Source organism: Pseudomonas sp. NBRC 111138 (genome assembly GCF_001320835.1).
Lineage (GTDB): Bacteria > Pseudomonadota > Gammaproteobacteria > Pseudomonadales > Pseudomonadaceae > Aquipseudomonas > Aquipseudomonas paracarnis.
In genome coordinates this window covers 14537-39846 of record NZ_BCBO01000157.1, presented here as the reverse complement: position 1 = coordinate 39846, position 25310 = coordinate 14537, and the positions used below count along the sequence as shown (strand labels likewise).

Genomic DNA, 25310 nt, shown 5'->3' with positions numbered 1-25310 from the left:
CATTACCACCACCGGCCGGTGCAAAGGCGTATCGCTGTGATGGTTTGTTAGTCGGGCCATTTCAAGCACGGCCACCGTTTGATCTGCTGATCATCAATACCGACAGTTCTCTCGCCGAACGCAGTGGTAATGGCCTGACCATTTTTGCCCAGGCGTTAACCGACCAGGGGTTAATGGTGCACGGTAGCGAGTTGCGGGTGTATCACGACAAGCCGGATGCGGTATCGCCCGTGATCACCTGTGTCGAGCCGGCGAAGTATGAACAGGTGCCAGGCTTCTGGCTGGCGTTGGGCAGGCCCGAGTTTGGCCCCTTGGCGGTGGGGGCGGTCGGTGTGAGCCCTGTGGTCGCGGCACATCATGAATTCAGCCGCGTGGCGGCATTGGCGTCGATCAATGCGCAATGGGGAAACAGCCAATTTGTCCGGATAGGCAACCCTCATTGTGTGACGCTGGTTGAGGATGTGTCGGCGTTGCCGGGTAATGACACGATGCACCAGTTGGCACTTTTCAATCGGTTGAGGGCCATCGCTTTTGCACCGCCGGCAGGGTGCGGGCAACTCTGTGTTGGCGGGGTCAACCTGCAATGGGTTGCTCGAGACGCTGGCAATCGAGTCATCGCGCGCGTATTTGAGCGAGGAGAGGGGCCTACGGCGTCTTCGGGGACCAGCGCCAGTGCAGTAGCATGCGCGGCATGGCGCGCGGGTTGGATTGAGGGTGACGACGTAACGGTGGTGATGCCGGGTGGCACGGCGCCAGTGCGATTGCAGACCGAGTCTGGAAATGTGCTGAGTGTGAGTCTTTTCGGGACGGCGCGACTAACTATTTAGACCTCGGAACAGCAGGCGCCTTGAATTAGTGTCAGTCGTTTCCTTAAAGCTTAGTTGTAAATAGACAAGCAACAGTCCGCGTTTTCTGTTTGTTATGGGAAGTATTAATATTTTGTAAAAAGACACTTCCATCCTCGTTGTACGAAACTTCTTTTTTATTCGGTGCGGGCCGAAAATCGCCTGAAATCGCTAAGCTTGAGCATGTTCAGGTGCTTTTTTTCCAATCCAGTTGGCGTTGGCGAAAGAGAGTCGTTCAATCGAAAAGTTGATGGCGGGTAACAAAGGATGGTTAACAAGTTTCTTTCGTCATGTTTCAAATTGATCCTTTCAGAAATAAATACAGATCTTCAGGTAGTAGCGTTCAAAGGCAGCGAAGCCCTCGATCAACCTTACTTCATACAGGTGCAGTTAGTCAGCGAAGATCCTTCTCTTGACCTGGAGGCATTGCTTCATAAACCCGCCTATCTGGACTTCGGGGAAGCAGGGCAGGGCCTGCATGGGCACGTCTACGCCATCGGTCGGGACGATCCCGGTGCGCGACTCACCCGTTATCACATCACGCTGGCTCCACGTCTGGCATCCCTTGCCCATCGTTGCGACCAGCGGATTTTCCAGCAGCGCAGCGTACCGCAGATCATTGCGACGGTCCTCGAACACCACGGCATCTTCTCTGACGCCTATGCCTTTGAACTCGGGCCTGTGGTGTATCCGCCACGCGCGTTTTGCGTGCAGTACAGGGAGTCCGACCTGCATTTTATCCAGCGGCTGTGTGAAGAGGAGGGCATCCACTATCACTTTCGTCACAGCGTGGACAATCATCTGCTGGTGTTCGGTGATGACCAGACAGTATTTCGACGGTTGCCGGTGCAGCGGTATTGCTCGTCGCCTGATCCGGTGCTCCAGAGCCGTGTTGTACAGCGCTTCGACCTGCGATTGGAGACGCGCAGCCGGCGCACTGTACGTCGTGACTATGACTTCGAGCACCCTTCATTTCGCCTGCAAAAAGAGGCCGGTGCCCTGCAGGCGCAAGCTTTGGAAGACTATGCCTACCCTGCCGGTTTTAAGGGGCATGCGCGCGGCGCGCAGCTGGCGCGACGCGGCCTGGAGCGTCACCAGCGTGATCGCCACAGGGTGTTGGGCAAGAGCGATCAGCCGGCATTGCGCAGTGGTCACTTCCTTGAGCTATGTGATCACCCCGACCCACTCTGCAACGATTTATGGCTGCTGACTTCGGTGCGTCATGAGGGTTACCAGCCGCAGGTGTTGGAGGAGTCGATGGTTGAAGCCAGTGGATTCCAGGGCTATCGCAACCGATTCACCGCGACACCCTGGCGTGCAGTGCATCGACCGGCGCTCAAGCATCCCAGGCCAACGATCAGTGGCAGCCAGACCGCGACGGTAACCGGGCCTGCGGGCGAAGACGTGCATTGCGATGCCTATGGTCGGGTGAGGGTGCGCTTTCATTGGGATCGTGTGGACAACCGCGAGGGGGCGAGCAGTTGCTGGCTGCGCGTGGCGTCCGGTTGGGCGGGGGACGGGTTTGGTGCCATGGTGATTCCACGGGTAGGCATGGAAGTGCTGGTGAGCTTTCTGGAGGGCGACCCGGACCACCCTCTCGTCACGGGCTGCCTACCCAATGCATCACACCTGCCAGCCTATCCCTTGCCGCAGCACAAGACACGCAGCGTGCTGCGTAGCCGCAGCTCACCGGATGGCGGAGGGGCTAACGAGCTGCACGTTGAAGATCGACGCGGCGAAGAGCTCATCTACCTGCACGCCCAGCGTGACTTGGAACAACGGGTGGGTCATGACAGTCGCCTGGAGGTAGAGGGCGATAGCCTGACTCGCGTTGGCCAGAGCCTGGTGTTCGAAGCTGGGCAGCGGGTTCACCTCAAGGCGGGTGCCAGCCTGGTCATTGAGGCCGGTGCGCAACTGAGCTTGATGGCTGGCGGGGAACACTTGGTGATGCAAGCGGGCAGTATCTCAAGCAGCAGGCCCCTTACCCAGGCCGGTTCGTCGGGCGCAAACAGTTCGGCGAGCCCGGCTTTGTTCGCTGGCGCGCAGTTGTCGGCAGTGCAAAGCGTCGTCATGGACTTGGCCAGGCAACTTGACGCGGACTTTTGCCCCCTGTGCGAGCGCTGTCGCGAAGGCCTGTGCGATATCACGCAGAGGGCGGCTTGATGGACAGCTTGCCCCGTCGTTGGATGGCCCAACAGCTGCAGAACGGGCACCGATTGTGCCTGATAGTGGAAGGTGGCCACGAGGCTCGCCAGCCTCTATTGGCAGGTTGCGCCCCGTCGCACTATTGCAATCTCTATAGCGACACCGCCGCGGCGGAGCTGGCGGGTTCTGGCCCGATCATCCTCTTGCTTGAGCAGATCAATGAACCCGCCCTGGCTGATCTGTTGCAACGCCCCGAGTCAAACTGGGGGTGGCTCGCGAGCTTGTCGGCTACCGACTTGGCGGATGTGGCGCGCCATTGGCGCGAAAGGCTGCTGATAGGGCCAGAGGGCCAGCAGGCGCTTTACCGCATTCACGACAACCGCACCTTGGCTCGCGCCCTGGCCCATCTGGCCAAAGAGCATTGGCCGGTCTACCTCGGGCCGCTGATCAGTGTGTGCTATTGGCACGAAGGTCGTTGGTGCCATCACGAAAACCCTGCACCGGGCGATTACCCAGCGCCTCGGCTTCCGCCTTGGCTCGATACACCCAACCCCCAGGCCGAAGCCATCCTGAACGCCAATATCCTGCGTTACCTGTTGGCGGAACACAGTGAAGACCTGGCGGCATTGGTCGAATTCCAAGACCCAAGGATTTGGCTGGCCCAGGTACTGGCGCAGGCGCGCGCCTGGCAATGGCGGGAGCCGGAGAAGCTCGAATTTCTGGTGGTGCGTCGTTTGGCAGAGGCGACCCGAAGCAGTGTTATCCATTGGCAGCCGAGGGCCGGCGAGGCGCCAGGGGAGCATTTTGAACGAGTGGTGGAGCAGTGGCACAGGGAGGTAGGGAAAGGTGAATAGGTGGATAGGGTGGGTGTTGCTGGTTGTTGCGGCTGCGTGGCTTTCGGGGTGTACGGGGAGGACGGTGGAGCGTTTTACATTGGAGGTGGATTTGCCGGCGCAATTTGAACTTAAAACGGCTGCGAACTACCGGCCCGCAACGGGTGAGACCTGCACCTTGCCTCGGCGGCGAGGCAAAAGACCTGAGCGAAAAGTCTTTTTTACAGACTACAAGCCTGTGGCGAGCAGTGTGAGTTATGAGTTGCCACTGACTGAAACGGTAGACGGTTGTCCATTGGTCCTGCGCAGTGTGGAATTTGACTTCTATGCGAAGTGGGGGACACGGAGTACGGATGTGGGCGGGAATTTCGGGAGTATTTCCATTCGAGACCGTTTGGAGGCCGAGCTACCTGGGATGCCCGACTCGGGTGTGCAGGAAATACTTGGGCAATGTAAGTGGCACTTTCGGACCGTAGGGCCTTTGCATGCGATTAGAAAACTCCTGATCTGCAATTCATTGGATTCGATGGGTAACTTGCAAGAGTCGCGGGTAGGGGGCGTGGCGCAACGGCCGCAATTACCGGGGAAAAAGCTGAGGCTGGTGCTATCTGTCAGTGAGGATGAGTTACCTGCCTTTGATGATAGATGGGTAGCTGTGCCGGGTGGATGGCGGCGATGCAGAGGCAAGAGTTTCGAAGACCTTTTTGCATATTGCGCAGGTAACACCACGGACTTTAAACCCATAAAAATGCCGGACGGGCGCATATGCGACGTCTATCCAACATGCAAGTAACAAGGACGAATTCATGAAGCTGGATGCATGGAAGCAAGCTTTTTTCAGTGAACGAATGCCTGCTTGCGCATTGAAAGGGCACTGGGTAAGTTTTCGTTTGGTCGATATGGCAGGCAATGGAAAAGCCTATGGCGGACTGCCATTTTCGGTCCATGACAGTTCAGGGAGACAGTACGTCGGTAAATTGAATGGCGAGGGTTTTGCCAGGCTGCAAGATTTCTACTGCGGCCCTGTTGTTCTCATGTTGGATGATTTGTATAGCGGGACTGAGGAGCCGTACTACCAGCTAAGAACGCGCCGAACGTACAAACTGCCTATCACCGAACTTCAAATTCGCGCTGAGCGAACTTTTTTTGGTAGTGCTGGCGGCAGACGCGTTGAGGGGGGGCCTGCCTACCAAGAAGCGGATGGGTTTTATCAGGTTGAAGTAAGCGATTTGGTACGCCATAGCGCTCATTTGCCCCGACCTGCTTCGTCAGCTTTGCGTCCCAAGCGCCATGCACTGAAAATGTTGGCCGATCTGGGCTTCGGCCCGCCTCAGCCTTCATTGGTGGGTATCGTACTGTTCCCCAACAAGCACACCGTTCTGGAAGTGCGACCACTACGGGCCTTACGCCCCATCTTATCCACCGAAGACGGCTTCTGTGCCCTGAACCTATACCAACTGGCATTGTTTGCAGCGTTGAGTTACTGCGATTTTGGACAGGCCCCCGCCGAAAAACCATTAGACGAAGCCCGGTTTCCGTTGGATCCGAGCGTTGGAAATTTATTCGCTGAACAGCTTTCGGTGTATCACGAAGCCTGGCGAATTGATCCGAAGCAATCACACCGTTTTTACCCGATCTACGAAGATATTCCTTACTCCCAACGCTTCGAAATCCTGCCGTTCGATCCCGTGTTGTATCCCCAAAATCGCCCGGAACGAAACGAAGAGCAGGAGCATCCCGCACGTCTGCACTTTTTCGATGATGAAAAATTTGGCACTGATACCCAGGCCTTCATCACTCACCACGATCAGATCATCCTGATTTCTGTGCGAGGAACGGTCAGCCGTGCCGACGTATTACGCGACGCCGACGCCCATCAGGTGTCTTTCGACGACGGCGTTGGAAAAGCGCACGGTGGTTTTTACCAGGCCTACCGGGCTATGCGTGATTTCGTATTGCAATACCTTGATCAGTTTCATGTGGGCCAGCGCATCGTAATTTGCGGCCACAGCCTTGGAGGCGCCATTGCATTGCTGTTGGCCGAAGGGCTGCGCCGAGCCCAGGATGCCCATTACAACGTCCTTCTCTACACCTACGGCGCCCCCCGCGCCGCCGACTCTGAATTTACCGCCGGTGCCTCTTCCCTGGTCCACCACCGCATCGTCAACCACAACGACCCTGTCCCCAGCGTCCCGGCGCCCTGGATGAATACCACCGCCAAGCTCTGGATTCCCGGGGCCATCACGCTATTCAGCAATCCCGTACCCGGTGGCCTGTTGTTCGCCGCAGGGCTGGTGCGCGTGGGCGGTAACCCCTATCGACATCATGGCGAGCAATATCATTTCATGCCGATCACGCTCCCGGATGGCAGCCATTCTTCGGTGTTATGGAAGCCTGGCTGTGAATCCCTCCAAGAAGCGGGTTGCAACCGCGCATTGCAACTGCAGGGCGACATGCCCGACCGCGATAATTTGCTGAGGCAGCTGTTTCAAGCCGACCAGCACTTCATGACCACCAGCTACATCCCCGCGGCGTGGGCGACATTGCGCCGCTGGCAACAAACCCTGGAGAGTGAGGGCTCGTTGGTGACCCAGAGGGAATTCGAGCTGCTAGACCGGGCCTTTGAAGACATGCGCGAGCAACTACGGACCAAGCGGCGTGAACTTGCTCTGCGGCGCCCTGCCAATGATCGTAGCCATGAACCTACCGATGCCTTGAACGCAGAGATCGACCGTTTGCACACCAGCCGAGAGCGCTTGGCAAGCCTGCGCTGGCGTCGCCTGCAAGCCCGCGATGTCTACGGCAGTCATGCCTCTTCTGCACATCTGCAAGCGAGCCTCAAGCGTTGGTTCCGCCATCGCGAGAATCGTGAGCCGGCCCAATTCACCAGCGTCCCGCCGCCTTCCCACGATGAACAGGTACGGGTGCAAACGTTGGACATCGACTCAGTCGTCTAACCCACGCGGTTACATAAACTCTACCTGTGTCGGTTGCCGTTTCATCAGCACCTTGCCGTTGCGAATCGAGTACAACGGCAGGCCCTGGCTACGTATGACTTCGTAGTCGCTGTCGGCCGACAGGATCAGCAGGTTGGCCGGGCGACCTGCTTGCAACCCATAACGATCGCCCAGGGCCATGGCTTTGGCACTGTTATCGGTGACCAGGTCCAGGGCGTTTTGCAAATTGCGGTAACCGAGCATATGGCAGATGTGCAGACCGGCCTCCAGTACTCGCAGAATGTTGCCGTTACCCAGCGGGTACCAGGGATCGACGATGGAATCCTGGCCGAAACACACGTTCATGCCGGCCTCAAGCAGTTCGTTCACACGGGTGACACCACGGCGTTTCGGGAAGTTGTCGAAGCGGCCCTGCAGGTGGATGCTTTCGGTGGGGCACGAGACAAAGCTGATGCCGGAGTGTCCTAGCAGGCGAAACAGCTTGGCGCAGTAAGCATTGTCGTAGGAACCCATGGCGGTGGTATGGCTGGCGGTCACGCGGGCACCCATGTCGCGGCTGCGGGCTTCTTCCGCGAGGACTTCGAGAAAGCGTGAGTGGGGGTCGTCGGTTTCGTCACAGTGCACGTCCACCAGGCAGCCAGTACGTTCGGCCAGATCCATGAGGAACTTCACCGAACTCACGCCTTGGTCGCGGGTGTATTCGAAGTGGGGGATGCCACCGATCACATCGGCACCCAGGCGAATGGCTTCTTCCATCAACTCACGACCATTGCGGAAGGACTCGATGCCTTCCTGGGGGAAGGCGACGATTTGCAGGTCGATCAGGTGCGTGCTCTCTTCACGTACCTCCAGCAGGGCCTTGAGTGCGGTGAGGTCCGGGTCGGTGACGTCGACATGGGTGCGCACATGCTGGATGCCATGGGCGGCGAGGGCCTGAATGGTTTTTTTGGCCCGGGCCTTGGTGTCTTCCAGAGTAATGGTGGCCTTGCGTTCGCCCCAGCACTCGATGCCTTCAAACAGCGTACCGCTCATGTTCCAGCGCGGCTCGCCGGCGGTGAGGGTGGCGTCGAGGTGGATGTGGGGCTCGACAAAGGGCGGTATGACCAGGTTGCCGGCGGCGTCCAAGTCGCCGGCCATCAGTGTGGGCGCTCCGGTTTGCGCAGTGATGCTGGCGATCCGGCCATTTTCCAGGTGCAGATCATGCAGGCCTTCACGGTTGCGCAGGCGGGCATTGATGATGTGCATGGGCAAGTTCCTCTTGGCTAAAAACAATCAGGCAGACAGCCGCCAGATCCTCAGGGCGATACCGATGTCCAGGCGGTCATGGCGCGTAGTATGGCGCTGAGCAGCACATAGGTCAGCGATGCGGCAAAAATTCCCACCAACGGTGCGACCCACGGCGAGTTGAACGCGACCACGGTGCCCACCCCATACGCGATCAGACCTGGCCAATTGAATGCCGGTAAGTGAGCCTCTGCCAAGCGCGGATATTGGCCGCGATAGCGATAGAAGAAGTCCGCCATGATCACGCCTCCTATCGGCGGGATGACCGTGCCCAGCAGGATCAGGTACGGCACCAACAGGTCGTACATGCCGAACAAGGCGAGCAGGGTGCCGATCACCGCGCCGGCCAGGGTCACGCTCTTGCGACGCTGGGTACGCAGCAGGTTGCAACCGGCGACGGCGAAGTTGTAGATGGTGTTGTCCTGGGTGCTCCAGATATTGAGCAGCAACATTGCCATCGCCGCCGTGGCGAAACCTTGCAGCAGCAAGACTTCCACTACATCCGGTTGCTGATAGACGATGGCGCCATAGGCCCCGATCAGCACCATCAAACCATTGCCGACAAAAAAGCCGATCAGGCTGGCCAGCACCGCAACCTTGGCCGAGCGCGAAAACCGCGTCCAGTTGGTGGCCTGGGTTGCCCCGCTGACAAAGGTCCCGAACACCAGGGTGATGGCGGTGGACAAGTCCAGCTCAGCGCTGGGCACCACCGCCAGCAGCCCCTCCAGCCCGCCGACCTTTACGGTGGCGACCCACATCGACAGCATCAACAGGATGCCCATGGCCGGCACCGCGATGTAGGACAGGATTTCCAAGCCGCGATACCCCACGTAGGCGGTGGCGCAGAACAGTAAGCCAAATACCACCATCAGCCCCAGCACACTGCCCTGGCTCAATTGGAAATACTTGCCCAATACCACTGCTGCCGTGGCCGTGCCCCAGGCATACCAGCCGATCTGGGTAAAACCGAGGATCAAGTCACTGAGCTTGCTGCCCACTTCGCCAAAGCAGAAACGCCCCATCAACACCGAGTTCAAGCCGCTCTTGAACGCGATGTAACCCAAGCCTGCGGCGTAGATACCCAACAACAGGTTACCCAGGGCCACGACGCCGAGCATGTCGATGAAGCTGAACGCCACCCCCAGCTTGCCGCCGGCGAACATGGTCGCGGTAAAAAAGGTGAACCCCAGCAACACCATGGCCGTAGAGGCCAGACCCTTGCGCGCGTGCAAGGGGACTTCGCTGAGAGGGTAGTCGTTGCCGGGGTCTTGTTGCGTCATGGGGGCTGCTCCCTGAGTGGTGACCCAGGTCGTGTGCATCCTGCGTGCCAATGCAGGTGCAGGCAGGTATGCGCTGACGGAGTAAGCCCTTTATAAGGCCGCCTCCTCCCAATCAGCGCAAAAGCAGTGCAGCGGTGAGCCAAACTGGCTCAGTCGATCGGCGTCTGTGCGGGTTTTCCTAATGGATCAGCCCGCCGCTTCGAAAAAAACACCTACAGTTGGCAATGCCAGCCAATTAAGAGCTAGAGCGAACAAACAGTGACCTGTGGCGAGGGAGCAAGCTCCCTCGCCACAGTGACATTCCCCGCAGGTGGTCTTTTCAACACTCGATCACTTACTCGCCGCGATAAATGCACCCACTGGTGCAGGTCTCGTGGATACGGATCGCACTGAGTTCCGGCAACAAGGGTTTCAGTTCATTCCAGATCCACTTGGCCAGCACTTCGCTGGTGGGGTTTTCAAGGCCGGGAATGTCATTGAGGTAGTTGTGGTCGAGGCGTTCATAGAGCGGCTTGAAAATCGCCTTGATCTCCGAGAAGTCGCGAATCCAGCCGGTATGGGGATCCAGGTCGCCGCTCAGGTGGATGGCCACCTTGAACGAATGCCCATGCAGGCGCCCGCATTTGTGGCCTTCCGGTACGTGGGGCAGGCGGTGGGCGGATTCGAATGTAAATTCCTTGAAGATTTCCACAGTGTTTTCAGCTCGGTCAGGTGTCTGGCAGGCGGCGAGTTTAACAGCTTGATCAACCTCTGCGCATACCGCCCCTCGGCCGCAGGCGCCCATGCGGTCAAAGGGCTAGCAAACGGTCGCCGAGCTTGCCGTTATCCGCCAATGCCAAAAACTCATCCCCCAGCCGTTGGCTCTCGCTCATGGCAGCTTGCCAATATTTGTTGCGACCAGGGTCATCGCCCATAAAGCGCTTGAAGTCGCTGCGGTCTGGCAGCTTGCCGTGGGGCAGGCGGGCCAGGTAGTCCCTGGACGGCGCCAGCAGTAATACATCCTGCAAACCTTGCTGGTTGCTGCGCCGCCATGGCAGGCCCTTGTCGAACCAGCCGGGGATGACCCGGTCAGTAAAATGCGGATACAACACGATGTCATCGCCGTGGTAGGGCAGGTCGAGGTGGTAGTCCAGCAGGCCGCCGTCGCGGTAGGTGCCGGCCCCGGCCCCAGGCAGGTCGCGCACGCCTTGCATGACCATGGGGATCGAGCCGGACGCGAGCAACGCCTGGCGCAGGTTACCCACGTCCAGGGTGAGGAAGCGCGAGGGGAAATCCTTCAGGGGGTGTACAGGGGGCGCCTGGCGCGGGTCGTGGATGATCAGCCGCTCGAAATGCCGCGACAGCCGTGCGCGGCCCCGCAGGTTATCGGCAATCACCGACGACAGGCCCAGCCCCAGCCGCCCACGGTGGTCATCGGCGAGCAAGCCGTGGCTCTTGACCACCATGATGTTCAGCCGATAGTCGGGGTTGTCCAGCACCCGCGCATCGCGCCCGGCCAGCAGGTCGTCGAGCATGCGTTGGCAGCTCTGGCTGACTTGCGCCATGGTCACGCCTTTGGCAAAGCGCTGCTCGTTGTACAGCCGGCCCAGGTCGAGCAAACCTTGCACCGGGTCGGGCAGGCAGGCGCTGGCAAACCGCCAGGAGCCAATGGACGCACCGATCAGCGCACGCTCGCGCGGCGCACGGGGCAACCAATCACCGAACAGCGCCAGGTCGAGCCCTTGGATACCCAGGGCCTTGGGGCCGCCAGCCGCCCCGGGGAGGATACCGACGTCGGCAGGCGCAAGGCCCTGCTCGCGAATGCGGGTGATGGCGCGTTTACCGGCCTTGAGTGTCAAGGCCGGGAACTTGATATGGATGGCTGTCATACCGGTCTCTGTTGAGGCGAGCGGGGCAGTATAGGAAATCTCGCAGGCAGTGGGAAAAATGGCTCGACTGGAATTGCCATGGTGGCAATTCAGTTTCAGTTAAGTTGCAGCGCGTACCGTGGCCGGCGTAGGAAAACATCATGTAACGGAGACTTATCATGAAGCGCCTCACTGCCCTGGGCGCCGCCGCTATCATCCTCGTTACGGCGACCCCGGCCGCCGCCGTGGACCCCGACAAGCCACTGATCGTGCCGGCCACTGTTACAATTGTCGCTTTCGATCAACTGGAAGCTACGGCCCTGGCCCTTCACCCTGGTTCGACGCTGCTGGACACCGATTTGGATGAGGAATACGGCAAGTACGTCTATGAAGTCGAGCTACGAGATGCAGACGGCATTGAATGGGACGTTGAATTGAACGCGCTCACCGGGCAGGTTCTCAAGAATCATCAGGATACGTAATGAAGGTAAATTTACGCGTCGGCAGTCGCGTGGCGCTGGTGCTCATGGTGTTTTGTTCCAGCCTCGCGGCCCGCGACCTCAATCAGGACGAAGCCCTGGCCCTGCGCCAACAAGGCGTCATCCTGCCATTGGAACAGCTGTTGCAGCAGGCCATGGCGCGATACCCCGGCTCACGGCTGCTGGAAGCCGAACTGGAAAAGAAACACGGGCAATACGCCTATGAAGTGGAACTGGTGACCACCGAGGGCGTGGTGCGCGAGATCAAGCTGGATGCCACCAATGGCGACCTGATCAAAGATGAGGAAGACTGATGCGCCTGCTCCTGGTGGAAGACAACGTGCCCCTGGCCGACGAACTGATGGCCGGCCTGCAGCGCCAGGGCTACGCGGTCGACTGGCTGGCCGATGGCCGCGACGCCGTGTATCAAGGACGCAGCGAGCCGTATGACTTGATCATCCTTGACCTTGGCCTGCCCGGTTTACCCGGGCTTGAAGTGCTGGCGCAATGGCGCGCCGCCTCGTTGGCCATACCAGTGCTGATCCTCACGGCCCGCGATTCCTGGGCCGAGCGTATCGAAGGGCTCAAGGCCGGCGCCGATGATTACCTGAGCAAACCCTTTCACCCCGAAGAGCTGTACCTGCGCATCCAGTCGCTGCTGCGCCGCTCCCATGGCCAGACGAACCAGCCCACCCTGCAAGCTGCCGGCCTGCATCTGGATGAAGGGCGCCAGTGCGTGCTACGTGACGGCGCCGAGATCCAGCTGACGGCTGCCGAGTTTCGTTTGTTGCGCTATTTCATGCTGCATCCCGAACAGATCCTGTCCAAAAGCCACCTGGCCGAACACTTGTATGACGGCGAGACCGAGCGCGACTCCAATGTGCTGGAGGTGCACGTCAACCATCTAAGGCGCAAATTGGGCCGCAGCGTGATCGAGACCCGGCGTGGCCAGGGCTACCGTTTCGGCGCCACCCCGGCATGAGGTCGATCCAGCGGCGCTTGAGCCTGGGGTTGATCAGCGTGATGGTGATTGTCGGCGTGGTGCTGGCGCAAACCAGCCTGTGGTTGTTCGAGGCGGGTTTGCAACGCTACCTTGAAGCGGGCTTGCGCAACGACAGCGAAAATCTGCTGGTGGCGCTGGTGCGTGGGCCCAACGGCGTGCAGTTGGATGAGCAACGCCTGTCGCCGGCGTACCAGCGGCCGTTTTCCGGGCATTACTTTCGTATCGACTTTGCCGATGTGCATTGGCGCTCCCGTTCATTGTGGGACCAGGAACTGCCCCGGCTCCCGGTGGCGGGGCTCAAGGGCAACCTGCAACTGGGGCCCGAAGGCCAGCAACTGTTGGTGCTGCGCTCAGACTACAAGCGCTTCGGCCAATCGATTTCCATCAGCGTGGCCCAGGACTACACGCCTGTGCGCGAAAGCTTTCGCCTGATGCGCCAGGTCGGCCTGGTGATGGGGCTGGCGGCGCTGCTGTTGGTGCTGATCCTGCAACGGGTCACCGTGCGCCGTGCCCTGCGCCCCCTGGAGACCGCACGCAACCAGATCGCCCAACTGCAACAAGGCCAACGCTCGCAACTCGACACCCAAGTGCCGCTTGAGCTGGAGCCCCTGGTGGCGCAGATCAACCACCTGTTGGCGCACACCGAAGACAGCCTCAAGCGCTCCCGCAACGCCCTTGGCAACCTGGGGCATGCGCTGAAAACCCCGCTGGCAGTGTTGTTGAGCGCCGCCTCCAGTGACGCCCTCAAGGATCATCCGCAACTGAGCCAGTTGCTGCGCGAGCAATTGGAGCAGGTGCAGCAGCGCCTCAACCGTGAACTCAACCGTGCGCGCCTGGCGGGCGATGCCTTGCCGGGCGCGTTGTTTGACTGTGAACAAGAGCTGCCCGGTTTACTGGCCACCCTGCGCATGATCCACGGCGAACACCTGGACCTCAGCTATCAGGTGGCGCCGGGCCTGCAACTGCCCTGGGACCGTGAAGACCTGCTGGAACTGCTGGGCAATCTGTTGGACAACGCCTGTAAATGGGCGGACGCCGAGGTACGCCTGAGCGTCAGCGAGACGCCCCAGGGCTATCGGCTGGCGGTGGAAGACGACGGCCCCGGCATTCCCGAGGCCCAGCGCGACCAAGTATTCAGCCGTGGCGCACGCCTGGATGAGCAAAGGGTTGGCCATGGCCTGGGTTTGGGGATCGTGCGGGACATCGTTGAGGTGTGGGATGGGGTGTTGCAACTGCAAGAGAGCGAGCTGGGTGGGCTCAAGGTATTGATCCAGTTGCCACGCCGCTGACACTGGCACACCGCTGCTCAAAATGTGGGAGCTGGCTTGCCTGCGATAGCATCGACTCGGTTTACCTGAAATACCGAGGTGTCTGCATCGCCTACTGTAGGAGCGAGCTTGCTCGCGAAAAACGTCAACGATAACGCGTGCTTGCTGAATGAACGCGGCGCCTGTGAGTTTTTCGCGAGCAAGCTCGCTCCTACAAAAAAACCTTAACTGACTGGCATTGGGGCAAGCCCGACCCCCACAGAAAAGCCTAGCTACATTCAGACCCGAAACTGATCCATCAACCCCTGCTGCTGGTTCGCCAGGCTGTTCAACGCCTGGCTGACCCGCGCCGATTCATTGGCCTGCTCCGACAACGATTCGGTCACATCGCGAATGGTCGCCACGTTGCTGTTGATCTCTTCGGCCACGGCGCTTTGCTCTTCCGCGGCGCTGGCGATTTGCAGGTTCATGTCGCTGATCACCGTGACCGCATCGCCAATCTGGCGCAAGGCGGTGACAGCCTGGCCGACCTGTTCGACGCTGCCCTGGGCCTGGCGATAGCTGTTGCCCATGGAACCGACCACGTCGCTGGTACCGGTTTGCAATTGTTCGATCACCAGGCGGGTTTCTTCCACCGATTCCTGGGTGCGCCGTGCCAGGTTGCGCACTTCGTCGGCGACCACGGCAAAACCGCGGCCGGCTTCACCGGCGCGAGCGGCTTCGATGGCGGCGTTGAGCGCCAACAGGTTGGTCTGCTCGGCGATGCCGCGAATCACTTCGAGCACCGAGCCGATCTGTTCGCTGTTGGCGGCCAAGCCTTCAACTTGGGTCATAGCGGTGCTCATGTCGGCGGCGAGCTCGCCAATGTTGGCGGTGGTGCGGTCGATAACCGTCAAGCCTTGGCGAGTCGCCTGGTCGGCATCTCGGGCGGCTTGGGCCGCCTGGGCGGCGCTGCGAGCCACATCCTGAGCGGTGGCGCTCATTTCGTGGGATGCGGTGGCCACCTGATCCACCTGACGGTACTGCTGCTCCATGCCGGCGCTGGTTTGCGTGGCAATAGCGGCGGACTGGTCGGCGGTGCCGCGAGCGTCCTGCACCGAGCGTTTGACCTCGGCAATGATCGGCTGCAGCTTGTCGAGGAAACGGTTGAACCAGCCGGCCAATTGGCCCAGTTCGTCCTTTTTGGCATAGGCCAGGCGCCGGGTCAGGTCGCCTTCGCCGCTGGCGATATCCTCAAGCATGTGCGCCACGCCGAGGATTGGCCGGGTCACGCTGCGTGCCATCAGCCACACCAGGATCAAGCCGACCACGGCGGCCAGCAGGCCCAGGCCCAGTTCCAGCAGGGTGCCTTTGGCGTTGTCGGCGTCCAGCTGGTTTTTCAGCGCTTCGGCGGGGGCGACCAGGACTTTTTCCGGTACATCCAGCAATACGCCCCACGCCTTACCGCCGGGAATCGGCGCAAAAGGCGCCAGTACCTTGAGTTGGTGGTCGGTGCGCAGGCTGCGGGTCTGGGTACTGCTGGCCAAGGCACTGGTCAGCTGTGCGCCGCTGGCCGGGTCGACCTGCTCCAGGCGTTGGCTGAGTTTGCTGGCATCCGGGCTGTAGCCAGCCAATAAGCCAGTGGCGCTGAGGATGCTGACCTGGGTCTGGCCGTCGTACAGTTTCTGGCTGGCCTGTTGGCTGACCGCCTGCAGGCTGTTGAGGTTGATATCCACCGACAGCGAGGCGATGACTTTGCCATTGACCATCAGCGGGAACACGATGCTGGTCATCAGCACGTTCTGGCCGTCGATCACATAGAAGTAGGGCTCGATCACGCAGGGCTTGAGAGTCGTGCGCGGGCAGGTGAACCAGGCGTTGGCCTTTTCGCCGCTGGGGCCGATGGAGGTGTCGGCCATGTCGCTCTCGGGCAGCGCCATCGAGGTGATTTTCCCCGGTGTCGGTTGCGACCAGTACAGCGCGAAACGGCCTTTGTCATTGCTGCCCAGTTCCGCCTGGTTGGCGAACAGTTCGTCCTTGCCGTCCAGCGCATTGGCTTCGAACACCAGGGACAGGCCGAGCAGGTCGGGGTTGGCCTGCAGGGCGGCCTTGACCTGGCGCGTCAGGTCTTCACGGGTGTCGAAGGCATCGAGAAAGCGCTTCTCGGCCTGCTCGCGCAAAAACAACACCTGGCGGGAAAAGCCATGGCCGTACTGGTAAGCATCCATGAACTGCTGGCGAATGCCCAGCGCTTGCACTTCGCCTTGGGCCTCGATGCGCGACTGGGCAGCTTCGTCGAGCATCTGCATGCTGGACGCTTTGACCTGCTGCGAGCTCTGCGCCATGCGATACAGCGACAGACCCACCAGCAGGGTCACGATCCCCAGCAGGCAGAGGCCCGCCAGCAGGGTGATTTTCCATTGAATGGAGAGCTGCCTGAGCGACATCGGGACATCCTTACCTGAAAGCACGTTAGAGACAGCTTATCGGCGGGCGCCTGCAATTCTTTATCTGTTGAGCGCGCGTTCACTCACCACAGTTTTTGACATGGCAGCCCAGCTCCTGCAAAGTGCGCGCCCTCTAATAAGACCTCTTTCAAGCCTGCACGCCGGCAGCTGTTCCCATGGGCCGTGCGCGGGCATGCCTGTCTTTTTTGTTTCTGCTTGAGGTAACCATGATTAACGCAGTCATCGCCGCGGTCGGCACCATGCTGGTACTCAGCCTGTCCCGCGTGCATGTGGTCATCGCCATTATCGTCGGCGCCCTGGTGGGCGGCTTGACCGGTGGCCTGGGTATCGAGGCCACGCTCAAGGCCTTCAACGGCGGGCTGGGCGGCGGCGCAACCGTGGCCTTGTCCTACGCATTGCTCGGTGCTTTCGCCGTGGCGATTGCCAAGTCCGGCCTGGCCCATGCGCTGGCGGACAAAGCCTTGCTGCTGGTGGACCGCCAGGACGCCAGCGGTGGCAACCACGTCAAATGGCTGCTGATCGGCCTGTTGTGGGTGGTGGCGATTGCCTCGCAGAACATCTTGCCGATCCACATTGCGTTTATTCCGCTGCTGGTACCGCCGCTGCTGTATGTGCTGACCAAGCTGCAACTGGATCGTCGCCTGATCGCCTGCGTGATGACCTTCGGCCTGATCACCCCGTACATGTTTCTGCCGGTGGGCTTTGGCAATATCTTCCTCAATCAGATCCTGCTGGCCAACGTCGCCAAGAGCGGGGTGGATATCAGCGGGGTCAACGTCACCCACGCCATGGGCCTGCCGGCGCTGGGCATGGTGGTCGGCCTGCTGGTGGCGGTGCTGATCAGCTACCGCAAAAAGCGTGTGTACGACCTGAAGAAAATCGAACGTGTCGAGCAAGTGGCGGTGCAGTACAACCCGCTGACCCTGCTGGTGGCCGGCCTGGCGATCGCCGCGGCGTTCATCATCCAGTTGTGGCTGGACTCGATGATCATCGGCGCCCTGGCCGGGTTCCTGATCTTCTCGGTGTCGGGAATCGTGCGCTGGCGCGACACCGATGACCTGTTCACCGAAGGCATGAAAATGATGGCGATGATCGGCTTCATCATGATCGCGTCCTCAGGTTTTGCCGAAGTGCTCAAGGCCACCGGTGACGTGAACTCGCTGGTGCAAGCCTCGGCAGCGTTCATCGGCCATAGCCGGGGCGTCGGGGCGTTGTTGATGCTGCTGGTGGGGTTGTTGGTGACCATGGGCATCGGCTCGTCGTTTTCCACGGTGCCGATCCTCGCGGCGATTTTCGTGCCGCTGTGTGTGCAGTTGGGCTTCAGCCCGGTGGCCATCGTGTGCATCGTTGGTACCGCCGGTGCCTTGGGCGACGCCGGTTCGCCTGCCTCGGACTCCACCCTCGGCCCCACCTCCGGCCTGAACATCGACGGCCAGCACCACCATATCTGGGACACCGTGGTACCGACCTTCCTGCACTACAACCTGCCGTTGCTGGCCTTCGGCTGGCTGGCTGCGATGACGCTCTGATCCAGGCGAGAACCTCTGTGGCGAGGGAGCTTGCTCCCGCTGGGCTGCGAAGCAGCCCCAAAAAAGCGTGCGGGCGCTGCGCACCCCAGCGGCAGCAAGCTGCCTCGCCATACAAGCTCGCGCCTACAGTAATCGCTCACATGGCCGTTAACCTCTCAAGTCGCCACTAACAAGAGAGAAAAGCCATGCGTCTGAGTTTGAAGGCCAAAGTCCTGGCCCTTGCTGTCGTGCCGGTGTTGTTGTTTGCCGTGGTCATCAGCCTGACCACCGTGTGGATTCTGCAGGGCCAGGCCCGCAACGAGGTGGATGAAACCCGTCAGCGCCTGCTCAACGACGCCAAGGCCACCCTGCAAAGTTATGTCGAGGTAGCCATGACCACCATCAAGCCGCTCTACGACGCGGCAGCCCCCGGCGACAGCGCGGCGCGGGCGCAGGTGGTCAAGTTGTTATCCAATACCAGCTACGGCAAAGACGGCTATTTCTTCGGCTACGACTCCGAAACCATCCGCCTGTTCAAGGGCAACAGCCCGGACGGCGTGGGCAAAAGCTTCAAGGACAACCGCGACCCCAACGGCGTCTACGTCAACCGCGACCTGGTCAAGGTTGGCAAGGACGGCACCCACTACCTGCAATACAGTTCGACCCAGCCCGGCCAGACCGAACTGGTGCCCAAGCTCGGCTATACCGAGTACCTGCCCAAGTGGGACATGGTGATCGGCACCTCGGTGAACCTTGATGGCATCGACGCCCAAGTGGCGGTGGTGCAGGCAAAAGTCGAGAAGCGCATGCAAGGCGTACTGTTGAGCATTCTCGGCGTGGCCGTGGTGGTGTTGCTGGTGATCGCCGCCGTGGGCATGCTGCTGGCCAATACCATCCTGCGCCCGCTGCACCTGATGAAGGCCAACCTCGATGACATCGCCGCGGGTGAAGGCGACCTGACGCGCCGCCTGGCCATTACCAGCCAGGATGAACTCGGCGATCTGGCCGGTGCATTCAACCGCTTTGTCGATAAAATCCATGGCCTGGTGCGCCAGATCACCGACATGACCGCCCAACTCACCGGGCTGGTGAGCCAGGTGTCCGACCAGGCCCAGCGCTCTGAACAGGCCATGGAACGCCAGCGCCACGAGACCGACCAGGTGGCCACCGCGATCAACCAGATGTCCTCGGCTGCCCACGAAGTGGCACGCAGCGCCCAAGGCGCCGCCGTCGCTGCGCAGCAGACCGACGCCGAAGGCCAGGCCGCCAAGCGGGTGGTGGACGGCAGCATCGCGCAGATCCATGCGCTGGTGAACGACATCCGCAGCAGCGGCGTGTCCCTGGACAGCCTGCAGCAGGATGTGTCGTCAATCGTCAGTGTGCTCGGCGTGATCCGCTCTATCGCCGAGCAAACCAACCTGCTGGCGCTCAACGCTGCCATCGAGGCCGCACGGGCCGGGGAGGCTGGGCGTGGCTTTGCTGTGGTCGCCGATGAAGTGCGTGCCCTGGCCAGTCGCACCCAAACCAGCACCCAGGAAATCCAGGGCATGATCGATCGCCTGCAAAAAGGCACCGAGGCGGCCGTGGACGCTATGCGCCGCTCTAGCGATGCCGGCGACGGCACCTCGGCCCAGGCCAACCAGGCCGGGGCGTCCCTGGACACCATGGCGCAACTGATTGGCACCATTAACTCAATGAACGCCCAGATCGCCAGCGCCGCCGAGGAGCAGACCGCCGTGGCGGAAGAGATCAACCGCAGCGTGCATCAGATTGCCGTAGCGGTAGACAGCGTGGCAGACGAAACCCAGTTGGGCGCTCAGACGTCTCGCAGCCTGGCAGACCTGGGCCAGCGCCTCGGGCAGTTGGTAGGCCAGTTCAGGATCTGATCCATCCAACCCACGGCAGGGTTTAAACGTCGCGCATCAGCAGGCCAAAACGCAGGTCCATCTGCGCCGGAATCGGCACATACACCGTATGCCCGTCCCCCGGCGCCAGCTCAATGCTTTCGCCCTTGGCGTTATGCAGGCTCGGCAAGTCAAAATGAAAATTGCCGGCGGGCGTCATCAACTCCAGGTGGTCGCCCAGCACAAAGCGATTCTTCACCTTCACCTCGGCCAACGCGCCACGGCGCTCGCCGGTCAGCTCCCCGACAAACTGCTGGCGCTCGGAAACCGAGCTGCCGTTCTGGTAGTTCTGGTATTCATCGTGCACGTGGCGGCGCAGGAAACCTTCGGTGTAGCCACGCTGGGCCAGGGACTCGAGGTTGGTCATCAAGCCGCGGTCAAACGCCCGGCCGGCCACTGCGTCATCGATGGCCTGGCGGTACACCTGGGTGGTGCGCGCGCAGTAGAAGTGGGACTTGGTGCGGCCTTCGATCTTCAACGAATGCACGCCCATCTGTGCCAGGCGCTCCACATGCTGCACGGCCCGCAGGTCCTTGGCGTTCATGATGTAGGTGCCGTGTTCGTCTTCGAAAGCGGGCATGGGGTCATCGGGGCGATTGGCCTCTTGTAGCAGGAACACCTTATCGGTGGGTGTGCCGATGCCCAATGTGGGTTGATATTCATGGACGATATCGCCAGTGGCATTCTCCACGGCCGGCGTGGCCTGGTATTTCCAGCGGCAGGCATTGGTGCAAGTACCCTGGTTGGCATCGCGTTTGTTCATATAGCCCGACAGCAGACACCGCCCGGAATAGGCCATGCACAAGGCGCCATGTACAAACACCTCCAACTCCATCGTCGGCACCTGCTGGCGGATTTCGCCAATCTCTTCCAGAGACAGCTCCCGCGACAGAATCACCCTGCAAATGCCTTGTTGCTGCCAGAACGCCACGCTGGCCCAATTCACCGTATTGGCCTGTACCGACAGGTGGATCGGCATCTGCGGGAAGTGCTGGCGCACCAGCATGATCAGCCCAGGATCGGACATGATCAGCGCATCCGGGCCCATGGCGATCACGGGCGCCAGGTCCTTGAGGAAGGTCTTGAGCTTGGCGTTGTGCGGCGCAATGTTCACCACCACGTAGAAGCGCTTGCCCAGGTCATGGGCTTCCTGGATGCCGAGGGCCAGGTTGGCGTGGTCGAACTCGTTATTGCGCACCCGCAGGCTGTAGCGCGGCTGGCCGGCGTAGACCGCGTCGGCACCGTAGGCGAAGGCGTAGCGCATGTTTTTCAGGGTGCCGGCGGGAGCGAGCAGTTCGGGGGCAGTTATCGGGCGCATGGGTGTGGGTCGCAAAAAGGCGCGAGGGTAGTGCTGGAGCGATAACGGGATATTGACCCAGGTCTAAATAACGCGATCTATGCTTGTTCGATAAACAAGGGCACTCCCACGTTTGGCTGCGGACTAAGCAACAGGGCCGCCATCGGCCCTGTTTTTCTGACATGGACCGGACATGAATCAAACCAACCTGCAATTCAAAACCCTGTTGCTGCTACTGGCCTTGGTCACCGTGGCTTTTATCTGGATATTGCTGCCGTTCTACGGTGCGGTGTTCTGGGCGGTGATCCTGGGCATTATCTTTGCGCCGATGCAGCGCCGCCTGCAGCAACGTTTTAGCTGGAACCGCAACCTGACCTCCCTGACCACCTTGATGGTGTGCCTGGTGATCGCGATTCTGCCGGTGATCATCACCAGTGCTTTGCTGGTGCAAGAGGGGGCCACGCTCTACAAAAACATCGAGAGCGGCAAACTCGACGTAGCGGGTTATATCGAGCAATTCAAGAACGTTTTACCGCCGTATTTCCAGCAGCTGCTCGACCGTTTCGGCATGGGCAACCTTGAAGGGCTGCGGGAAAAGGTCGTCAAGGGCGCGATGCAGGGCAGTCAGTTCTTTGCCTCTCAGGCGTTCAGCTTCGGCCAGGGTACGTTTGATTTCCTGGTGAGCTTTTTCATCATGCTGTACCTGCTGTTTTTCCTGCTGCGCGATGGCCCGGAACTGGTACGCAAGGTGCGCACGGCAGTACCGTTGGCCGAGCCGCAAAAGCGTCGCCTGCAGCTCAAGTTCAACCGCGTGGTGCGCGCCACGGTCAAGGGCAACGTGCTGGTGGCTGTGACCCAAGGTGCGCTGGGAGGCTTGATCTTCTGGTTCCTGGACATCCCGAGTGCCTTGCTCTGGGCCGTGCTGATGGCGTTCCTGTCACTACTGCCTGCGGTGGGTGCCGGGCTGGTCTGGGGGCCGGTGGCGGTTTATTTCCTGTTGAGCGGTTCGATCTGGCAGGGCGTGGTGCTGGGGCTGTTCGGGGTGTTCGTGATTGGCCTGGTGGACAACGTGCTGCGCCCGATCCTGGTGGGCAAGGACACCAAGATGCCGGACTACCTGATCCTGATCTCGACCTTGGGCGGCCTGTCGGTGTTCGGCCTTAACGGCTTTGTGATCGGGCCGCTGGTGGCAGCGTTGTTCATGTCGTGCTGGGCGTTGTTCGTCGAAACCAAGCCGCGGGTCAAGTTGCCATTGCCGTAGCTTTCAGGCCTCGAGCCTGAAGTCGGTTGCCATTCGGCGCTGTGTTTCGGCATCGGATAACGAAGTGAGCGGGCCGCTGATCGGCTCGCCATCGCGCACAACGTACCAGCAGGCGAGCAAGCCCAGTTTGCGCAGAGGGGCGGGGACGGCGCTGCCGATGACGGACATGATTTGAATAGTGGGCATAAGTACCTCCAAACGTTATGGAGGTCACCTTACGGTTTGCCGGTGCCTGGGAAAAATCACCTGGCTCGATAGTCGACATCAACGTCAGGCGTTAGTCCACCACCTGGTCGAGCATGTTCACCACTTCGTGCTCACTGAGCAGGCCCTTGCGCACCAGGTTTTCTGCCAGCAATGCCAGGAACTTGGCGCTGCGATGGCCTTCAAGGTGCTTGAGTTCAGTCAAGGCGCTGTAGACCTTGCTGGAGGTGCAAAGGCCGGCGGTGCGGTGCGGGTTTTGTGTGGGCATGGTCAATCGTCCTTAATTGTTATTGGTTGGACTGGGTCGATAGTGCGACTGTTTTGTGACGCAAACATGACAGCGCAGCCCGTCATCGATCAAGAGGATATTTGACGCTTATCATGTGGGATTGCTGCTCGTACGTTGTTCTCACAGCGACACTGGCAGGATTAATCCGGACTTCCCAGGCAAAAAAAGGCCCCGCGTGTGGGCGAGGCCTGTGGCTGTCAACGGATTAAAACTTACCAACCATGGCGGTAGTAGCCGTGGGGCGGGCCGTAATAACCGCGAGGCGGCCCATAATAACCGCGCGGTGGGCCGTAGTAGACGGGCGCCGGGCGATAGTAAACCTGCTGTTGCACATACACCGGTGGCGGTGGCGCGTAGTAGACCGGCGGCGGAGCGGCATACACCGGCTGCGGCTGCACATACACCGGTTGTTGCACATACACCTCACGCGGTTGGCTGGCAACCACAGAGCCGACTACCGCTGCGCCGACAAGCGCACCGAACACGGCCGGGCCACCCCAACCACCACCGTGGGCGGAGGCTTGGCCGGCCATCGCGAGTGCGCCGATAAGCAAGGCGATCCTGGGGAGTTTACGCATGATGGTCTTTCCTCGGTTAGCCCCTGCGCTTGTGGTCTGCAATCAATAGACTCAAGGATTGTCGCGGGGATACTTTTAAGACAACGTATTTCGAGAAAACAGCACGGCCAATGGGTAAAGGTTGTGTAAGGTCTGTACCGATTTGCTTACTTCAAGGAGTTATCCATGCAGATGCACCCCAACAAGGACACCCAACTGTGCATGTCGCTGTCGGCGCGCCCTGGGAACTTTGGCCTGCGTTTTCATAACCACCTGTATGAACAGCTGGGTCTGAATTTTTACTATAAAGCCTTCAGCAGCCAGGACTTGCCCGGCGCGATCGGCGGTATCCGCGCCCTGGGTGTGCGGGGTTGCGGGGTGTCCATGCCGTTCAAGGAGGCCGCCATTGCCTTGATGGACGAACTCGACGATTCGGTTCAAGCCATCGACTCCCTGAACACCATCGTCAACACCAACGGCTACCTCAAGGCTTACAACACCGACTACATCGCCATCGAGCAATTGCTGAAAAAACACGCGGTGCCCAAGGACTCCAGCTTCGCCCTGCGCGGAAGCGGCGGCATGGCCAAGGCGGTCGCCAGCGCCTTGCGTGACGGAGGGTACGCCAATGGCGTGATCGTGGCGCGTAATGAGGTGGCGGGCCAGGCATTGGCCAGGAACCTGGGGTATCAGTGGCAGGCGGATCTGGGCAGCCTGCGGCCACAGATGCTGATCAACGTGACACCCATCGGCATGACCGGCGGGGTCGAGGCGGATGCGTTGGCGTTTGAGGCCGAGGCAATCGATCAGGCTGAGACGGTCTTCGATGTGGTGGCGATCCCGGCGGAAACGCCGTTGATCGTGCGTGGTCGTGCCCAGGGCAAGCGGGTGATTACCGGGCTGGAGGTGATCGCTATCCAGGCGTTGGAGCAGTTTGTGCTTTATACCGGCGTGCGGCCTACTCAGGAGCAGTTCGAGGCAGCGGTGGCCTTCGCCCGCAGCTGAAGCCTTGCACCAATCCACTGTGGGAGCTGGCTTGCCTGCGATAGCGCCTTGCCAGCCGACGCTTCTCTACCTGACACCCCACGATCCAACTGTGGGAGCTGGCTTGCTCGCGAAGGCCGCAAGCCAGCTCCCACATGTTTATCTGCGTTATGCCTGTTCCAGCTGCGCCAGCCGTTCTTCCAGTGCGGCAATCCGCGCTTCCAGCTCTTCAATCCGCTCCCCCGAAACAGCCCCCGCGCTACGCTCTACCGGATTCCCCCGTGCGGTCATAATCGCTTCAATATCTGCCGGGTCCCCTAGTGCATGGGTATACCGGTCCTCCCGCTGCCCCGCCTGACGCGGCACCAGCAGCGCCAGCCCTCGTGCAATCAGGCGTTCGAGCTGATGCACAACCTGTTCGGCATCCTCAAAGTCATGCATGCGCCCGCTGCGGGTGAGCAACTCGTTGACGGTCTGCGGCCCCCGCAGGAACAGCAGCCCGGTCAGGATCACCTGGGCCGGCACCAGTTCCAGGGCCTTGTCCACACGGTGCTCCCAGCGGTCGGCGCGGCTGCCCATCACCAGGCGCGTGAAGCCTTGGCCTTCGAGCGCGCGCAGGCTCTGGCCGACCTGGCCTTGGCTGAGGTTCATCACCGGCTCGCGGCTGGTCTTCTGGTTGCAGGCCAGCACCAAGGCGTTGAGGGTGAGGGGGTAGGTTTCCGGGTTAGTCGCCTGTTTCTCGATCAGGCAGCCCAGGATGCGGATTTCCGTGCTGTTCAGGCGCGGCTCAGGGGTGTCGGTGTCGTGCTCGGCGGTCATCGCGCTTTCCCTATGCAGTGAAGCCCCTTAGCCTAAGCTTGAAAAAATAAAAGACAAGCGCCAGGCATGGCTATAATCGCGGCTGGTTCCAACCCCGCC

General features: G+C 60.5%; 22 protein-coding genes and 3 pseudogenes. 14 read left to right on the top strand and 11 right to left on the bottom strand.

Annotated elements, in window-relative coordinates; all coding sequences use genetic code 11:
- The 5 genes from APH41_RS25845 to APH41_RS25825 form a co-directional block, all read left to right on the top strand.
- Positions 1–827: diaminopimelate epimerase (locus APH41_RS25845; RefSeq protein ID WP_054922312.1), on the top strand; the 827-nt coding region annotated here is incomplete at its 5' end.
- Between the two features lie 285 nt (positions 828–1112).
- Positions 1113–3008, top strand: a complete 1896-nt coding sequence (gene tssI / locus APH41_RS25840) for a type VI secretion system tip protein TssI/VgrG (protein WP_054922309.1) — start codon at positions 1113–1115, stop codon at positions 3006–3008.
- Positions 3008–3844: a DUF4123 domain-containing protein gene (locus tag APH41_RS25835; RefSeq protein ID WP_054922307.1), complete on the top strand. Its 837-nt coding sequence runs from the start codon at positions 3008–3010 to the stop codon at positions 3842–3844. Before tssI ends, APH41_RS25835 begins: the two co-directional genes overlap by 1 nt.
- A complete protein-coding gene (locus APH41_RS29525) occupies positions 3837–4616 on the top strand; it encodes a hypothetical protein (protein WP_371262642.1) in 780 nt (259 codons plus the stop codon). Before APH41_RS25835 ends, APH41_RS29525 begins: the two co-directional genes overlap by 8 nt.
- Positions 4617–4629: 13 nt before the next feature.
- Positions 4630–6780: a lipase family protein gene (locus APH41_RS25825; protein WP_054922305.1), complete on the top strand. Its 2151-nt coding sequence runs from the start codon at positions 4630–4632 to the stop codon at positions 6778–6780.
- Positions 6781–6789: 9 nt separating this feature from the next.
- Here APH41_RS25825 and codA read toward each other — a convergent pair whose 3' ends face one another.
- From codA to APH41_RS25805, 4 genes are all read right to left on the bottom strand, one after another.
- Positions 6790–8025 carry a cytosine deaminase gene (gene codA / locus APH41_RS25820; protein WP_054922302.1) on the bottom strand — a complete coding sequence of 412 codons (1236 nt, stop codon included), beginning with the start codon at positions 8023–8025 and terminating at the stop codon, positions 6790–6792.
- Positions 8026–8075: 50 nt separating this feature from the next.
- Positions 8076–9344 carry a cytosine permease gene (gene codB / locus APH41_RS25815; RefSeq protein WP_054922300.1) on the bottom strand — a complete coding sequence of 423 codons (1269 nt, stop codon included), beginning with the start codon at positions 9342–9344 and terminating at the stop codon, positions 8076–8078.
- Positions 9345–9678: 334 nt separating this feature from the next.
- Complete coding sequence (gene queD / locus APH41_RS25810; RefSeq protein ID WP_003190259.1) at positions 9679–10035, bottom strand: 6-carboxytetrahydropterin synthase QueD; 357 nt, start codon at positions 10033–10035, stop codon at positions 9679–9681.
- A gap of 97 nt (positions 10036–10132) precedes the next feature.
- Complete coding sequence (locus tag APH41_RS25805; protein ID WP_054922297.1) at positions 10133–11212, bottom strand: hypothetical protein; 1080 nt, start codon at positions 11210–11212, stop codon at positions 10133–10135.
- 158 nt (positions 11213–11370) lie between these two features.
- Between APH41_RS25805 and APH41_RS25800 the strand changes: the two genes are divergently transcribed.
- From APH41_RS25800 to APH41_RS25785, 4 genes are read left to right on the top strand one after another with little or no spacing between them, the layout of a single operon-like run.
- Complete coding sequence (locus tag APH41_RS25800) at positions 11371–11673, top strand: PepSY domain-containing protein (protein WP_034125808.1); 303 nt, start codon at positions 11371–11373, stop codon at positions 11671–11673.
- Positions 11673–11984: a PepSY domain-containing protein gene (locus APH41_RS25795; protein ID WP_003190266.1), complete on the top strand. Its 312-nt coding sequence runs from the start codon at positions 11673–11675 to the stop codon at positions 11982–11984. Before APH41_RS25800 ends, APH41_RS25795 begins: the two co-directional genes overlap by 1 nt.
- Entirely contained in the window at positions 11984–12652 is a 669-nt protein-coding gene (locus APH41_RS25790) for a response regulator transcription factor (RefSeq protein ID WP_034125807.1), read from the top strand. Before APH41_RS25795 ends, APH41_RS25790 begins: the two co-directional genes overlap by 1 nt.
- On the top strand, positions 12649–13962 hold the full coding sequence (locus tag APH41_RS25785) for a sensor histidine kinase (RefSeq protein ID WP_054922295.1): 1314 nt from the start codon (positions 12649–12651) through the stop codon (positions 13960–13962). Before APH41_RS25790 ends, APH41_RS25785 begins: the two co-directional genes overlap by 4 nt.
- A 257-nt stretch (positions 13963–14219) precedes the next feature.
- Here APH41_RS25785 and APH41_RS29755 read toward each other — a convergent pair.
- Together APH41_RS29755 and APH41_RS29750 are read right to left on the bottom strand one after the other, a co-directional pair.
- Positions 14220–14735, bottom strand: a pseudogene (locus APH41_RS29755) (methyl-accepting chemotaxis protein); the annotation flags it as partial.
- A 342-nt stretch (positions 14736–15077) separates the two neighbouring features.
- Positions 15078–16148 (bottom strand): annotated as a pseudogene (locus APH41_RS29750) (HAMP domain-containing protein); the annotation flags it as partial.
- A gap of 449 nt (positions 16149–16597) precedes the next feature.
- Here APH41_RS29750 and APH41_RS25775 point away from each other — a divergent pair.
- From APH41_RS25775 to APH41_RS29740, 3 genes and pseudogenes are all read left to right on the top strand, one after another.
- Complete coding sequence (locus APH41_RS25775) at positions 16598–17917, top strand: Na+/H+ antiporter family protein (protein WP_177333598.1); 1320 nt, start codon at positions 16598–16600, stop codon at positions 17915–17917.
- 185 nt (positions 17918–18102) lie between these two features.
- Positions 18103–18924, top strand: a pseudogene (locus APH41_RS29745) (cache domain-containing protein); the annotation flags it as partial.
- A 36-nt stretch (positions 18925–18960) separates the two neighbouring features.
- Positions 18961–19782: a methyl-accepting chemotaxis protein gene (locus APH41_RS29740; RefSeq protein WP_370874666.1), complete on the top strand. Its 822-nt coding sequence runs from the start codon at positions 18961–18963 to the stop codon at positions 19780–19782.
- Between the two features lie 22 nt (positions 19783–19804).
- Here APH41_RS29740 and yegQ read toward each other — a convergent pair whose 3' ends face one another.
- Positions 19805–21118, bottom strand: coding sequence for a tRNA 5-hydroxyuridine modification protein YegQ (gene yegQ / locus APH41_RS25765; RefSeq protein ID WP_054922285.1), 1314 nt, complete (start codon positions 21116–21118; stop codon positions 19805–19807).
- A 172-nt stretch (positions 21119–21290) separates the two neighbouring features.
- Here yegQ and APH41_RS25760 point away from each other — a divergent pair, with 172 nt between their 5' ends.
- The gene (locus APH41_RS25760) at positions 21291–22358 is read left to right on the top strand and encodes an AI-2E family transporter (RefSeq protein ID WP_019818663.1); all 1068 of its coding nucleotides are present in this window, start codon (positions 21291–21293) and stop codon (positions 22356–22358) included.
- Between the two features lie 3 nt (positions 22359–22361).
- On the opposite strand, the gene APH41_RS25755 is transcribed toward APH41_RS25760, so the two are convergent.
- The 3 genes from APH41_RS25755 to APH41_RS25745 all read right to left on the bottom strand — a co-directional run bounded on the left by APH41_RS25755 (position 22362) and on the right by APH41_RS25745 (position 23429).
- A complete protein-coding gene (locus tag APH41_RS25755; protein WP_034125803.1) occupies positions 22362–22544 on the bottom strand; it encodes a hypothetical protein in 183 nt (60 codons plus the stop codon).
- Positions 22545–22635: 91 nt separating this feature from the next.
- Positions 22636–22830, bottom strand: a complete 195-nt coding sequence (locus tag APH41_RS25750) for a hypothetical protein (protein WP_003190284.1) — start codon at positions 22828–22830, stop codon at positions 22636–22638.
- 233 nt (positions 22831–23063) lie between these two features.
- Positions 23064–23429, bottom strand: a complete 366-nt coding sequence (locus APH41_RS25745) for a hypothetical protein (RefSeq protein WP_003190286.1) — start codon at positions 23427–23429, stop codon at positions 23064–23066.
- Positions 23430–23594: 165 nt separating this feature from the next.
- On the opposite strand from APH41_RS25745, the gene APH41_RS25740 reads away from it, so the two are divergent.
- Positions 23595–24413 carry a shikimate 5-dehydrogenase gene (locus APH41_RS25740; RefSeq protein ID WP_054922283.1) on the top strand — a complete coding sequence of 273 codons (819 nt, stop codon included), beginning with the start codon at positions 23595–23597 and terminating at the stop codon, positions 24411–24413.
- Positions 24414–24560: 147 nt separating this feature from the next.
- Here APH41_RS25740 and APH41_RS25735 read toward each other — a convergent pair whose 3' ends face one another.
- Positions 24561–25211 (bottom strand): YceH family protein, encoded by a 651-nt coding sequence (locus APH41_RS25735; RefSeq protein WP_054922281.1) that lies wholly within the window; start codon positions 25209–25211, stop codon positions 24561–24563.
- Between the last annotated feature and the right edge of the window lie 99 nt (positions 25212–25310).

Bases quoted from the DNA above. Each gene is read 5' to 3' on its own strand.
- tssI (WP_054922309.1), top strand. From the start codon at position 1,113: ATGGTTAACAAGTTTCTTTCGTCATGTTTCAAATTGATCCTTTCAGAA.
- APH41_RS25835 (WP_054922307.1), top strand. From the start codon at position 3,008: ATGGACAGCTTGCCCCGTCGTTGGATGGCCCAACAGCTGCAGAACGGG.
- APH41_RS25825 (WP_054922305.1), top strand. From the start codon at position 4,630: ATGAAGCTGGATGCATGGAAGCAAGCTTTTTTCAGTGAACGAATGCCT.
- codA (WP_054922302.1), bottom strand. From the start codon at position 8,025: ATGCACATCATCAATGCCCGCCTGCGCAACCGTGAAGGCCTGCATGAT.
- codB (WP_054922300.1), bottom strand. From the start codon at position 9,344: ATGACGCAACAAGACCCCGGCAACGACTACCCTCTCAGCGAAGTCCCC.
- APH41_RS25805 (WP_054922297.1), bottom strand. From the start codon at position 11,212: ATGACAGCCATCCATATCAAGTTCCCGGCCTTGACACTCAAGGCCGGT.
- APH41_RS25800 (WP_034125808.1), top strand. From the start codon at position 11,371: ATGAAGCGCCTCACTGCCCTGGGCGCCGCCGCTATCATCCTCGTTACG.
- APH41_RS25795 (WP_003190266.1), top strand. From the start codon at position 11,673: ATGAAGGTAAATTTACGCGTCGGCAGTCGCGTGGCGCTGGTGCTCATG.
- APH41_RS25790 (WP_034125807.1), top strand. From the start codon at position 11,984: ATGCGCCTGCTCCTGGTGGAAGACAACGTGCCCCTGGCCGACGAACTG.
- APH41_RS25785 (WP_054922295.1), top strand. From the start codon at position 12,649: ATGAGGTCGATCCAGCGGCGCTTGAGCCTGGGGTTGATCAGCGTGATG.
- APH41_RS29740 (WP_370874666.1), top strand. From the start codon at position 18,961: ATGACCGCCCAACTCACCGGGCTGGTGAGCCAGGTGTCCGACCAGGCC.
- yegQ (WP_054922285.1), bottom strand. From the start codon at position 21,118: ATGCGCCCGATAACTGCCCCCGAACTGCTCGCTCCCGCCGGCACCCTG.
- APH41_RS25760 (WP_019818663.1), top strand. From the start codon at position 21,291: ATGAATCAAACCAACCTGCAATTCAAAACCCTGTTGCTGCTACTGGCC.
- APH41_RS25755 (WP_034125803.1), bottom strand. From the start codon at position 22,544: ATGCCCACTATTCAAATCATGTCCGTCATCGGCAGCGCCGTCCCCGCC.
- APH41_RS25750 (WP_003190284.1), bottom strand. From the start codon at position 22,830: ATGCCCACACAAAACCCGCACCGCACCGCCGGCCTTTGCACCTCCAGC.
- APH41_RS25745 (WP_003190286.1), bottom strand. From the start codon at position 23,429: ATGCGTAAACTCCCCAGGATCGCCTTGCTTATCGGCGCACTCGCGATG.
- APH41_RS25740 (WP_054922283.1), top strand. From the start codon at position 23,595: ATGCAGATGCACCCCAACAAGGACACCCAACTGTGCATGTCGCTGTCG.
- APH41_RS25735 (WP_054922281.1), bottom strand. From the start codon at position 25,211: ATGACCGCCGAGCACGACACCGACACCCCTGAGCCGCGCCTGAACAGC.